The following is a 12,292-nucleotide window of genomic DNA, read 5'->3' as shown; positions in this document are numbered from 1 at the left end:
CGGCCAAACACGTACGGCCACGGCCGCGCGTCCCGGGGAGGGGAAACCTCCGGCAGGAAGGGAACACGGAAAAGCGACCGCGCATTGACCCGACGGAACGTCCCGTCGTTCCATGGCGCGAACCATCAGGTCGCAACCCTGACGGCGTGACGTGCATGTGACGGGCGCGTGAATCGGTTTGCCGACCATGCGTAGGGTGCAGAGAACCCGAAAGCGGAGGTGCGCCGGCGACGGGCGCGGGTGGCCGAGGGACGAGCGAAGGAGGGAGCCGGAGCGATGGGCGACCACAAAGAACAGCCCTTGCGGGTGGGCGCGGCCGTGCGGCGGCGGCGCCGGGCCCTGGAGCTCACTCTCGCCGTCGTGGCCGAACGCAGCGGCCTGTCCGTGCCGTTCCTCAGCCAGATCGAGAACGAGCGGGCCCGGCCCAGCACCAGTTCCCTGGAGAAGGTCGCCGACGCGCTGCGCACCACCGCCGTCGAACTCCTCGCGGCGGCCGACCCGGCGTGCAGCGTGGACGTCGTCCGCGCCGAGCCGGGCGAGCCGCTCCCGGAGCCCCGGGTGCGGTCCCTGGTGCGCGGCCACCACCAGATGCACGCCTCGGAATTCACCGGCGACCACGACGCGGGCCGTGAATTCCAGTACCGCAACGACCAGTTGATGTACGTGGCCGACGGCGCCGTGGAGATCGAGGCCGAGGGCCGCGCCTACCGCCTCGGCCGCGGCGACACCCTCTACCTCACCGGCGGGGTGCGGCACCGCTGGCGGGCCACGGTCTCCGAGACGCGGCTGCTGGTCGTCGCGGTCGCCGAGCACATCGAGGCGGTCCGGGACAGGCCGCCGCAGTGAGGGTCGTCTCGCTGGTGCCGTCCCTGACGGAGGCGGTGGCCGCGACGCTGCCCGGCGCCCTCGTCGGCGCCACGGACTGGGTGCACGCACCCGGCGGACCTGGACGTCGTACGGATCGGCGGCACCAAGAACCCGAAGACCGACCGGATCCTCTCCCTCGCCCCCGACCTGGTGATCGCCAACGAGGAGGAGAACCGCGCCCCGGACCTCGACGCCCTGCGGGCGGGCGGCGCCGACGTGCTGGTCACTCAGGTGCGCGACGTGCCCGAGGCCTTCCGGGAACTGGCGCGGGTGCTGCGGGCCTGCGGGGCGCCCGGTCGTCCCCGGTGGCTGGACGAGGCCGAGGAGACCTGGTCGGCGCCGGCGCCGCCGGAACGTCGTACGACGGCCGTCGTGCCCGTGTGGCGCCGCCCGTGGATGGTGCTCGGCCGGGACACCTTCGCCGGTGACGTGCTGGCCCGCCTCGGCGTCGACCACCTGTACGCGACCCACGCGGAACGCTATCCGCGCGTCCCTGCGGCCGACCTGCGCGCGGCGGCCCCGGACCTCGTGGTGCTCCCCGACGAGCCCTACCGCTTCACCGCCGACGACGGACCCGAGGCCTTCCCGGGACTGCGCTGCGCGCTGGTCAGTGGCCGCCATCTGACCTGGTACGGCCCGTCGCTGGCCGAGGCGCCCCGGGTGCTGGGGCGGGCCCTGCGAGCAGCGCGCCGCTGACCAGACCACGCGCCGTGCACACGGCGGCGGTCGCCCACGCGGTGACCAGCACGCCGTACAGGCCGACGGCGAGCGCGTCGAACACGACGAGCCCGGTGTGCCGGGCCAGGGCCGCCGCGCCGGTGACACACGTGCCGACCGGGAAGGTGAACGCCCACCACGTCATCGTGAACCGCATCCCCCGCCGCCACGCCCGCACCACGTGCGCCGTGGCCAGACCGAACCAGAGCAGCGCGAACCCGGTCACCGGGACGCCGTACAGCACGACGAGCATCGCGAAGCCCTGCTCGTACGGCGCCGGCACGGCATCCGGGGCGGCGGCCGCGAACGCGCCCACGGCCGTGGTGGACTGGCCGAGCGGGCCCAGCACCAGGAACAGCGTCGGCGTCAGCGCGAGCGGCAGCGGGCCCCCGGTGAGCAGCCGGGCGAAGACGACCGGCAGCATGAGCAGCGTCGCGAGCAGGCTCAGCCCGAACAGCGCGAAACAGCCGAGCAGCAGGGTCTGCCGCGCCTGACCCGCGGGCAGGTGCGGGACCAGCAGCGGCCCGAGCGCGGCCGACACCATCGGCGCGACCAGCGGCAGCAGCCACACGGGCGTCGCCTGCCCCGGCTCGGTCCGGTGGCGCACGGCCATCAGATACGGCACGGCGACGGCTGCCGCCAGCCCGACCGCCGTTCCCGCGGTGAACAGCACCGCGTCCACGGCGAGGGCCGCGCGAAGGCCGAGCCAGTCGCGTCCGGCGGTGAGCGCGCCGCCGCCGACGGCCAGCAGCGCCATCGCGAGACAGCCGTAGAAGGGCGCCGTCGCCGGATCGAGGAGATGGGCGCGGGCCTGGTCGCGGTGGTGCCGCCAGTGCAGGCCCCGGGCGGCGAGCAGCACCACGAGCAGGACGAGGGAGAGCGCCCAGACGGCCGCGCAGATGGTGCGCAGGCCGGGGACGCGCAGCGGCAGCGCGGCGCCGGCCAGGGCGACGGCGGCGGTGCCCATGACGGCGGCGTACCAGTTGGGTCCGAGGTGACGGACGGCGGCGGCGCGCGGGGGACGTGCGGTGGCACGGGGGAGAAGGGGCTGGGCGGCGGTGACCATGGTGTCCACGGTCGCGTCCCCCGTCCCCCGCCACCAGGGAGTATGCCCCTATGACAACATAAGCTGGGTTTATGAGCAGGAGCGGTGACAGCGCGAGTACGACGGACGGGCACGACGCCTCCCGGCCTTCCGCCGGCGGGCCACTGGCGCACCGGGTGCCCGACCTCGGAGCGCTGGAACTGCTGCTGGCGGTCGCGCGGCTCGGCAGCCTCGGCGGCGCCGCCCGGGAGCTCGGCATCACCCAGCCCGCCGCCAGCAGCCGTATCCGGTCGATGGAACGGCAGCTCGGGGTGGCCCTCGTGGACCGCTCGCCGCGCGGCTCCCGGCTCACCGACGCCGGCGCCCTCGTCACCGACTGGGCGCGCCGCATCGTGGAGGCCGCGGAGGCGTTCGACGCCGGGGCGCAGGCGCTGCGGGACCGGCGCGACTCCCGGCTGCGGGTGGCGGCGAGCATGACCATCGCGGAGTACCTGCTGCCGGGCTGGCTGCTCGCGCTGCGCGCCCAGCGCCCGGACACGGCGGTGTCGCTGCTCGCCGGGAACTCGGCGGCGGTCGCCGAACGCCTGCTGTCCGACGAGGCCGACCTGGGCTTCGTGGAGGGCCTGTCGGTGCCGGCCGGCCTGGACTCCGCCGTCATCGCCCACGACCGGCTGATCGTCGTCGCGGCGCCCCGCCATCCCTGGGCCAGGCGGCGCAGGCCGCTGGCCCCGCAGGAGCTGGCGACGACCCCGCTGATCCTGCGCGAGAAGGGCTCCGGCACCCGTCAGGTCCTGGACGCCGCCCTGGGCGGCCTGGCCCGCCCGCTGATCGAACTGTCCTCCACGACGGCCGTGAAGGCGGCGGCGGTCAGCGGCGCGGGCCCGGCGGTCCTCAGCGAACTGGCCGTGGGCGAGGAGCTGTCCATGCGCCGCCTGGTCCCCGTGCCGGTCGAGGGCATCGCCCTGACGAGAGACCTCCGGGCGGTCTGGCCGACGGGCCACCGCCCGACGGGCCCGGCCCGTGACCTGCTGTCGCTGACCCGGGGGTGACGGGTTCTGCCCGGGGGTCTGGTGTTGCTGGTGTCGGGGTGATGGGCTCGGCCGGGGTCTGGTGTTGCTGGTCCGGGGGTGGCGGGCTCGGCCGGGGCCTGGTGTCGCTGGTCCCGAGAGGACGGCCCTGCCCGGGGCGTGCGGTCGCCGACCCGGGCGAAAACCTGCCCCGCCCGGGGCGCGCTGTCGCCGACCGGGGGAGGCCCGGCCCCGTCCAGGCCCCGCTGTCGCCGACCCGGGTCGGCGGGCCCGTCAGCCGCCGGCCGCCATCACCAGCCCCCGCATCACCCGCAGGTCCGTCCCCATCTCCGGATGCCACTGCACGCCCAGCGCCCACCCGGTGTCCGCCGGCAGTTCCAGCGCCTCCGCCGTCCCGTCGCCGGCGCGCGCCGACACGACCAGTCCCTCGCCCAGCCGCTCCACGGCCTGGTGGTGATACGTCGGCACGGGCATCGCCTCCGGGACCAGCCCCGCGTACAGCGTCCCCGGCACCGGCGACACCACGTGACGGCCGAACGCGCCCAGCACCTCCGCGTGCCCGTCGAGATGCTGGACGAGCGTGCCGCCCAGCGCGACGTTCAGCAGCTGCATTCCCCGGCAGATCCCGAGCAGCGGCACCCCGGCCGCCAGCGCCGCGTCGATCAGCGCCAGCTCCCACGCGTCCCGCTCCGGAGCCGCGGGCCCCGTACGCGGGTCCCGTTCCGCGCCGTAGCGCCCCGGGTCCACGTCCGGTCCGCCCGCGATCACCACCGCGTCGAGCCGCGCCACCGCCGCCGCGGCGTGTTCCGGCGCGTCCGGGGGCAGCATGACGGCGAGGCCGCCCGCGCGCTGCACCAGCCGGGGATAGCCGGTCGGCAGCAGCGCCGCATCCAGCTCCCACACGCCCCAGCGCGCCCCGGCCTCCAGATAGGTACTGACGCCGATCAGCGGCCGCCGTCCGGTCACCTCGACCCTCCCTGCAATGGTGTGGATTTGTACCTTTGGAAGCGCTCAGGTGAGGAACCCGCGCAACAGCGCCGCCGTCCCCCCGCAGTGCTCCCGCATCATCTCCCGCGCCCCGTCCACGTCCCCGTCGAGCACCGCCTCCACCAGCGCCGCGTGCTGCCGCTGTGAGTGCTCCAGGTTGCGCACCAGCAGCGGGATGCAGTCCAGCAGGTCGTTCAGCGTCGCCCGGACCGCCGCGTACTGCGCCGCCAGCGTCGGCGACCCGCACAGCTCCGCGAGCGTCAGGTGCAGCATCGTGTCCAGACGCCGGTACTCCGCGAGCGGCGCGTCGTGCGTGCGGTCCAGCGCCTCCCGCAGCCGGGCCGCCCGCTCGCCGCCCAGACCGTGCGCCGCGCACAGCCCGGCCGCCCCCACCTCCAGCACCTCGCGGAACCGCAGCACGTCCTCGACGTCCACCTCGGCGACCCGCCGCCGCAGCGCGTCCTGCCCGCCGGGATCGGCGGCGCGCGGCAGCACGAACGTTCCGCCGTACCGCCCGCGCCGCGACTCCAGCAGACCCTGGTCCTGAAGCACCTTCAGGACCTCCCGCAGCGTCACCCGGCTGATCCCCAGCCGCTCCGCCAGGTCCCGCTCCGCGGGCAGCCGCCCGCCCTCCGGGACCAGACCCAGCCGCACCACCTGGAGGATCTGCTCCAGCGCCTCCTCGAAGCCGTTGCCCGCCCGCACCGGCCGCAGCACCGGCGTCAGACGGTCGACGCCGCCAGGCTCCTCCCGCATACGGCCGTGCCCCCTTCCCAAGCAAAGGTTCTCGGCAATACCTTATGGCTCACGGCGGAACGAAGAAGCCCCAAGGAGGCTCTCCCGTGGCAGACCGCACACCCCCGCTCGGAGTCGAGGAACTGCACGCCCTCGTCGCGGGCGGTGACATCGACACGGTCGTGCTGGCGTTCCCCGACATGCAGGGACGGCTGCAGGGCAAGCGGTTCGCCGCGCGCTTCTTCCTCGACGAGGTCCTCCACCACGGCACCGAGGGCTGCAACTACCTCCTCGCCGTCGACGCCGAGATGAACACCGTCGACGGCTACGCGATGTCCTCCTGGGACCGCGGCTACGGCGACTTCGCCATGCACCCCGACCTCGCGACCCTGCGCCGTGTGCCCTGGAACGAGGGCACCGCGATGCTCGTCGCCGACCTCGCCTGGCACGACGGCTCCCCGGTCGTCGCCGCGCCCCGCCAGATCCTGCGCCGCCAGCTCGACCGCCTCGCCGAACACGGCTGGACCGCCCAGGTCGGCACCGAGCTGGAGTTCATCGTCTTCAAGGACACCTACGAACAGGCCTGGGACGCCGGCTACCGGGGCCTGACCCCCGCGAACCAGTACAACATCGACTACTCCGTCCTCGGCACCGGCCGCATCGAACCACTGCTGCGCCGCATCCGCAACGAGATGGCCGCCGCCGGCCTGACCGTCGAGTCCGCCAAGGGCGAGTGCAACCCCGGCCAGCACGAGATCGCCTTCCGCTACGACGAGGCCCTCGTCACCTGCGACCAGCACGCCGTCTACAAGACCGGCGCCAAGGAGATCGCCGCCCAGGAGGGCATGTCGATCACCTTCATGGCCAAGTACAACGAGCGCGAGGGCAACTCCTGCCACATCCACCTCTCGCTCGCCGACGCCGACGGCAGCAACGTCATGGCCGCCGGCCCCGGCGCCGAGATGTCCGACGTCATGCGGCACTTCCTCGCCGGGCAACTCGCCGCGCTGCGCGACTTCTCGCTGCTCTACGCCCCCAACATCAACTCCTACAAGCGGTTCCAGCCGGGCTCCTTCGCGCCGACCGCCGTCGCCTGGGGCCACGACAACCGCACCTGCGCGCTCCGGGTCGTCGGCCACGGCCGCTCCCTGCGCTTCGAGAACCGGCTGCCCGGTGGCGACGTCAACCCGCACCTCGCCGTCGCCGGCATGGTCGCGGCCGGGCTGTACGGCGTCGAGCAGCGGCTCGAACTGCCCGACCCCTGCGAGGGCAACGCCTACGCCGCCGACCTCGCCCACGTCCCGACCACCCTGCGCGAGGCCGCCGAACTCTGGGAGAACAGCCCGCTCGCCAAGGCGGCCTTCGGCGACGAGGTCGTCGCCCACTACCGCAACATGGCGCGCGTCGAACTCGACGCCTACGACGCCGCGGTCACCGACTGGGAACTGCGCCGCTCCTTCGAACGCATGTGAGGCCCCGCTTGTCCGAACAGCCCCACGACCTCACGGTCCTGAACCCCGCGACCGAGGAGGTCGTCGCCACCGTCCCGGCCGCCTCCGCGGCCGACGTCGACGCCGCCGTCGTACGCGCCGCACGGGCACAGGCCGCATGGGCCGCCCTGGCGCCCGGCGACCGCGCCCGGCTGCTGCGCCGCTTCGCCGCCGCCGTGGACGAACACCTGGAGGAACTGGCCCGGCTGGAGGTGCGGGAGGCGGGCCACCTGATCGGCAACGCGCGCTGGGAGGCGGGCAACGTCCGCGACCTCCTCGACTACGCGGCCGGGGGAGTGGAGCGGCTGACCGGCCGTCAGATCCCGGTCGCGGGCGGGCTGGACGTCACCGTCCTCGAACCGCTCGGCGTCGTCGGCGTCATCGCCCCCTGGAACTTCCCCATGCCGATCGCGGCCTGGGGCGCCGCCCCCGCGCTCGCCGCCGGCAACGCGGTGCTGCTCAAACCCGCCGAGACCACCCCCCTGACCGCTCTGCGCCTGGCCGAACTCGCCCTGGCGGCGGGCCTGCCCGAGGGCCTGTTCCAGGTGCTCCCCGGCCACGGCCCCGTCACGGGCAACGCCCTCGTCGAACACCCCGGCGTCGCCAAGATCGTGTTCACCGGATCGACGGCCGTGGGCAGGCAGGTCGCTGCGAAGGGCTCGGCACTGCTCAAGCCGGTCACCCTGGAACTCGGCGGCAAGAGCCCCAACATCGTCTTCGCCGACGCGGACATCGAGGCCGCCGCCGCAGCGGCTCCCATGGCCTTCCTCGACAACTCCGGCCAGGACTGCTGCGCCCGCACCCGCATCCTCGTCCAGCGCACCGCCTACGACCGCTTCCTCGAACTGCTCGCCCCCGCCGTCGAGTCCGTCGTCGTCGGCGACCCGGCCGACGAGAACAGCGCCATGGGCCCGCTGATCTCCAGGGCCCAGCTCGACCGCGTCCGCTCGTACGTCCCCCAGGACGCCGACGGCATCCGCGGCAAGGCACCCGAAGGCCCCGGCTTCTGGTTCCCGCCCACCGTCCTCACCGGCGTCGACCCGCACGCACGCGTGGCCGTCGAGGAGGTCTTCGGCCCGGTCGCCGTCGTGCTGCCCTTCGAGAACGAGGCCGAGGCGGTCCGTCTGGCCAACGCCACCGACTACGGCCTCTCCGGCTCGATCTGGACCCGCGACGTGGGCCGCGCCCTTCGCGTCTCGCAGGCCGTCCGCGCGGGCAACCTGTCCGTCAACTCCCACTCCAGCGTCCGCTACTGGACCCCGTTCGGCGGCTTCAAGCAGTCCGGCATCGGCCGGGAGCTGGGCCCGGACGCCCTGACCGCCTTCACCGAGACCAAGAACGTCTTCATCAGCACGGAGGGCCCCGCACAGTGACCGCATCGCCTGACGAGATCATCTGCCGCCGGCTGGTCGGCCGTACCGCCGTCGTCACCGGAGCCGGCAGCGGCATCGGCCTGGCCACCGCGCGCCGGCTCGCCTCCGAGGGAGCGCACGTCGTCTGCGGCGACGTCGACGAGACCCGCGGCAAGGCGGCGGCCGACGAGACCGGCGGCATCTTCGTCAAGGTCGACGTCACCGACCCGGAGCAGGTGGAGGCGCTGTTCCGCACGGCGTACGACACCTACGGCAGCGTCGACGTCGCCTTCAACAACGCCGGGATCTCCCCGCCCGACGACGACTCCATCCTGGAGACCGGCCTGGAGGCCTGGAAGCGCGTCCAGGAGGTCAACCTCACCTCCGTCTACCTGTGCTGCAAGGCCGCCATCCCGTACATGCGGCGCCAGGGCAGGGGCTCGATCATCAACACGGCGTCCTTCGTGGCCAGGATGGGCGCGGCCACCTCGCAGATCTCGTACACCGCCTCCAAGGGCGGCGTGCTCGCCATGTCCCGCGAACTGGGCGTGCAGTTCGCCCGCGAGAGCATCCGCGTCAACGCCCTGTGCCCCGGCCCGGTCAACACCCCACTGCTGCAGGAGCTGTTCGCCAAGGACCCGGAGCGCGCCGCCCGCCGCCTGGTGCACATCCCGCTCGGCCGGTTCGCCGAGGCCGAGGAGATCGCCGCCGCCGTCGCCTTCCTGGCCAGCGACGACTCGTCCTTCGTGAACGCCACCGACTTCCTGGTGGACGGCGGAATCTCGGGGGCGTACGTCACGCCGCTGTAGGGCGCGTCCTAGAGTGCCGGGATGAGCATGACGCCTCCGCCCGGCTGGTACCGCGATCCGTCCGGCCCGCACCTGGAACGCTGGTGGGACGGCACGGCCTGGACCGACCACCGGCGTGCGCCGGAGGCGGCGGCACCGCCCGTGCCGCCACCGGTGCCGCCGGGGGCACCGGCACGGTCCGCCTCCGGCGGCAACCGGACCGGGGCCGTCGCCCTCACCACCGCCGGAGCCGTCCTCGTCGCCGCGATCGTCACCGGCGCGGTCCTGCTGGGCAAGGACGACGGCGACCCCGGGGCGCGGAACCCGCCGCCGTCCGCCCCGGCCTCCTCCGGCGTCGCGCCGACGGACGACACGCCCTCGCCGTCGCCTTCCGCCTCCGCCTCCGCCGCCGAGGACCCGTCCCGCGTCGCGGACGAACTCAACGGCATCACCCTGCCGCTCCTCGACGGCTGGGTCCGGCCGGAGCACGTCGCCCAGGACGACGTCGTCATGACCAGGGACGGCACCTACGACTGCCCCGGCGACGGCGGCGTGTGCCGGCACGGCCTCGTCATCTCCCGCACGGTCACCGCCAACGACGAGAGGTCGCCCGAGGCGCTGGCCCGCGAGGACATCTCCGACGCCGCCGACGACGCCTACGGCCGGGACCTCCTCGGCAAGCGGCCCTTCGGCGGCATCGAGTCCCACGAGGAGGTCGGGGCGGGCCCCGTCGCGGTGGCCGGACGCGCCGGGTACTTCGTGCGCTGGCGGGTGCGGACCGCCGAGGGCCCCGGCGGCTACGTGCAGTCGCTGGTGTTCCCGTCGACCGTCGGCACCGAGTCGCCCGTCCTCGTCCGGTACGTCTTCGACGCGGGCCCGGACGGCCCGCCGCTCGCCGACATGGACCGGATCACCAAGGGCATCCGCCCGGCCGGCGACGCGTCCACCGGCGGCGGCGTCGGCAGCAGCATCGGCCCCACCGGCTGAACGGGGGGTGCGGGCCCGGCTACAGGAACGTGTGCCCCTCGCCGCGATACGTGGGCACCGACCCGGTCACCGCGTCCCCCTCCACCAGGTGCAGCGTGTCGAACCGCTCGCACAGCTCGCCCGCCTTGGCGTGCCGGAACCACACCTTGTCGCCGACGAGGAGATCATCGGCGGGGGAGCCGAGCAGCGGCGTCTGCACCTCGCCCGCGGCCTCCCGGGGGTCGTACCGCAGCCCCTCCGGCAGATACGGCACCGGCAGCCGGTCCGGCCCGGCCGCGCCCGACGCCGGATAACCGCCGCCGAGCACCGTCACCACGCCGACGCCGGGACGGCGCACCACCGGCTGCGCGAACAGGGCGGCCGGACGGCCCGTGAACGACGTGTAGTTGTCGAACAGCCGCGGCACGTACAGCCCGGACCCCGCGGCGATCTCCGTCACCGCGTCCTCGGCGGCCGTGTGCTGCACGCTTCCCGTGCCGCCGCCGTTGACGAACTCCAGGTCCGGCACCACGGCCCGTACCGCCCGCACCGCCGCCGCGCGCCGCTCGGCCAGCTCCCGGCGGGCGGCGGCCTGCATCAGCCGCACGGCCCGGGAGCGCAGCGGACGCCCGGCCACCGCGTCACCGACCCCGGCGACATGCCCCTCGTACGCCATGATCCCGACGACCTTGAAACCCGGCCGACGGGCCACCGCGCGGGCCAGGTCGGCGAGCTGCGCCGGGGAGTGCGCCGGGGAGCGCAGCGCGCCGATCCGCACCCGCCCGCCGAACAGCCGCAGGGAGGTGTCCAACTCCAGGCACACCCGCACCACTTCGCGTCCGCCGCCGCGCGAGGCGTCGATGAGGTCGAGCTGCGCCGGGTCGTCCACCAGCACGGTCACGGCGGCGGCGAGCTTGGGATCACCGGCGAGTTCCGCGAAACCGGCGCGGTCGGCGGACGGGTAGGCGAGCAGGACGTCGTCGAAGCCGGAGCGCGCCAGCCACAACGACTCGGCCAGCGTGAACGACATGATCCCCGCGAAGCCGTCCCGGGCCAGGACCCGTTCCAGCAGGGCACGGCAGCGGACGGACTTGCTGGCGACCCGGACCGGTTTCCCGCCGGCCCGGCCGACCAGATCGGCCGCGTTGGCGTCGAACGCGTCCAGGTCCACGATCGCGAGAGGAGCGTCGAGATGGGCGGTGGCCCGGTCGTACCGAGCCCGGTCGGCGGAGCGTGCGGTCATGAACGCAGCCTGCCAGACGGAATTACCGCAGGGTAGGGGGACGTTCCCGGGCAGATGCCACGGTGGTGCGGTCCGGTTCCCGCTCGGGCGCCGACACGCCGTAGAGTGACGCGCACGCACGCGGAACGCCGCCCGCCGCAACCGCGCCGGGATGCCGCCACGCGCGCGCGGGTATGCGTGCCCGAAGGAATTTCGCACGCGGGTACGGGTTGCCCGGGAGCGGCACGCGGGTCCGTGTACGGGACAGGCCCGGGGACGGGGAACGGCAGAACCCGGGGACGAGGAAACGGGGGGCGGATGAGCACGGAAGCGCGACGCGCCTCCACCCCTTCGACGCCCGGGACCCCGGCACCCGACGCCCGGAACCCGGCACAGCCCGGGCCACCTGCCCGGGACGCACACCCGACCGAAGCCGGTCCACCGCGCGAACCGGCACCCCCGCACCGCGACACACCACAGGACGGGCGTGCGCCTTCGCAGGACGGGCCCGAGGTCTCCCGGGTCGCGCGGGCGGCCTCGCCAGGCCCGCGCCCGAACTCCGCACCGCCGTCGGACAGCCCTCGCTTCCCCGGCTTCCGTTCACCGGCCGTCGGCAACCCCCCGCCCCCGCCGAAGGCTTCGGCCCGCTTCCCCGACACGCCCCCGGCCGTCGGCGGCGACTCCGGCGCCCCGACACCCGCCCCCTCGCACCCGCCGAAGCCGACGCGCCCCCCGGCGTCCCCGGAGCGCCCCACCGAGCCGACGGGCCAAACCGCCGTGCCGCCACGCCCGTCGGGCCGCCCACCGGCCCCCGCCCAGCGTCCGGCGACCTCGCCGCCCCGCGCCGAAGGGACGGGCCAGGCCGCCGTACCGCCCCGCCCCACCGGCCGTCCACCGGCGCCGAGGCGTCCCGTCGGCCGCCCGCCCGTGCCCGCGCAGCCGCCCGCCGCTCCCGAGGCCCCGAGCGAGACGACCGCCCGGCTGCGTCCGGTTCCGCCCGGGACACAGTCCCGTCCGGCGAGCGCGTCCGGCGAGCGCACCGGACCCTTCCACGCGTCCCGTGTGCCCTCCCCGCCGTCCGGCGGCCGTCCGGGT

Annotated in this window: 10 protein-coding genes and 1 pseudogene; 7 read left to right on the top strand and 4 right to left on the bottom strand. The window is 74.8% G+C overall.

Annotation, left to right across the window (positions count from 1 at the left end; all coding sequences use genetic code 11):
• The first annotated feature begins 276 nt into the window (after nt 1–276).
• Entirely contained in the window at nt 277–846 is a 570-nt protein-coding gene (locus QC282_RS29015; RefSeq protein ID WP_279552556.1) for an XRE family transcriptional regulator, read from the top strand.
• A pseudogene (locus QC282_RS29010) lies at nt 843–1,563 on the top strand (helical backbone metal receptor). Before QC282_RS29015 ends, QC282_RS29010 begins: the two are co-directional and overlap by 4 nt.
• On the opposite strand, the gene QC282_RS29005 reads toward QC282_RS29010, so the two are convergent.
• Entirely contained in the window at nt 1,475–2,650 is a 1,176-nt protein-coding gene (locus tag QC282_RS29005; protein ID WP_279552585.1) for a TDT family transporter, read from the bottom strand. The pseudogene QC282_RS29010 and the gene QC282_RS29005 sit on opposite strands and share 89 nt — an antisense overlap.
• Nucleotides 2,651–2,721: 71 nt before the next feature.
• On the opposite strand from QC282_RS29005, the gene QC282_RS29000 reads away from it, so the two are divergent.
• A complete protein-coding gene (locus QC282_RS29000; RefSeq protein WP_279552555.1) occupies nt 2,722–3,678 on the top strand; it encodes a LysR family transcriptional regulator in 957 nt (318 codons plus the stop codon).
• A gap of 252 nt (nt 3,679–3,930) precedes the next feature.
• On the opposite strand, the gene QC282_RS28995 is transcribed toward QC282_RS29000, so the two are convergent.
• Together QC282_RS28995 and QC282_RS28990 are read right to left on the bottom strand one after the other, a co-directional pair.
• Nucleotides 3,931–4,623 (bottom strand): gamma-glutamyl-gamma-aminobutyrate hydrolase family protein, encoded by a 693-nt coding sequence (locus QC282_RS28995; protein WP_279552554.1) that lies wholly within the window; start codon nt 4,621–4,623, stop codon nt 3,931–3,933.
• Nucleotides 4,624–4,668: 45 nt separating this feature from the next.
• Nucleotides 4,669–5,400, bottom strand: a complete 732-nt coding sequence (locus QC282_RS28990; protein WP_279552553.1) for a FadR/GntR family transcriptional regulator — start codon at nt 5,398–5,400, stop codon at nt 4,669–4,671.
• 86 nt (nt 5,401–5,486) lie between these two features.
• Here QC282_RS28990 and QC282_RS28985 point away from each other — a divergent pair, with 86 nt between their 5' ends.
• Genes QC282_RS28985 through QC282_RS28970 form a run of 4 tightly spaced genes read left to right on the top strand, consistent with a single transcriptional unit; the run spans nt 5,487 to nt 9,996 of the window.
• Nucleotides 5,487–6,851, top strand: coding sequence for a glutamine synthetase family protein (locus tag QC282_RS28985; RefSeq protein WP_279552552.1), 1,365 nt, complete (start codon nt 5,487–5,489; stop codon nt 6,849–6,851).
• Nucleotides 6,852–6,859: 8 nt separating this feature from the next.
• Nucleotides 6,860–8,242, top strand: a complete 1,383-nt coding sequence (locus QC282_RS28980) for an aldehyde dehydrogenase family protein (RefSeq protein WP_279552551.1) — start codon at nt 6,860–6,862, stop codon at nt 8,240–8,242.
• Nucleotides 8,239–9,030, top strand: a complete 792-nt coding sequence (locus QC282_RS28975) for a 3-oxoacyl-ACP reductase (RefSeq protein WP_279552550.1) — start codon at nt 8,239–8,241, stop codon at nt 9,028–9,030. Before QC282_RS28980 ends, QC282_RS28975 begins: the two co-directional genes overlap by 4 nt.
• 27 nt (nt 9,031–9,057) lie before the next feature.
• Entirely contained in the window at nt 9,058–9,996 is a 939-nt protein-coding gene (locus tag QC282_RS28970) for a DUF2510 domain-containing protein (protein ID WP_279552584.1), read from the top strand.
• A 19-nt stretch (nt 9,997–10,015) separates the two neighbouring features.
• Here QC282_RS28970 and QC282_RS28965 read toward each other — a convergent pair whose 3' ends face one another.
• Nucleotides 10,016–11,218 carry an amino acid deaminase/aldolase gene (locus tag QC282_RS28965; RefSeq protein WP_279552549.1) on the bottom strand — a complete coding sequence of 401 codons (1,203 nt, stop codon included), beginning with the start codon at nt 11,216–11,218 and terminating at the stop codon, nt 10,016–10,018.
• Nucleotides 11,219–12,292: the final 1,074 nt, after the last annotated feature.

Origin of the sequence: Streptomyces sp. DH24, assembly GCF_029813775.1 — a bacterium.
Taxonomy (GTDB): Bacteria; Actinomycetota; Actinomycetes; order Streptomycetales; family Streptomycetaceae; genus Streptomyces.
This window is presented reverse-complemented; position numbering and strand designations above follow the sequence as displayed.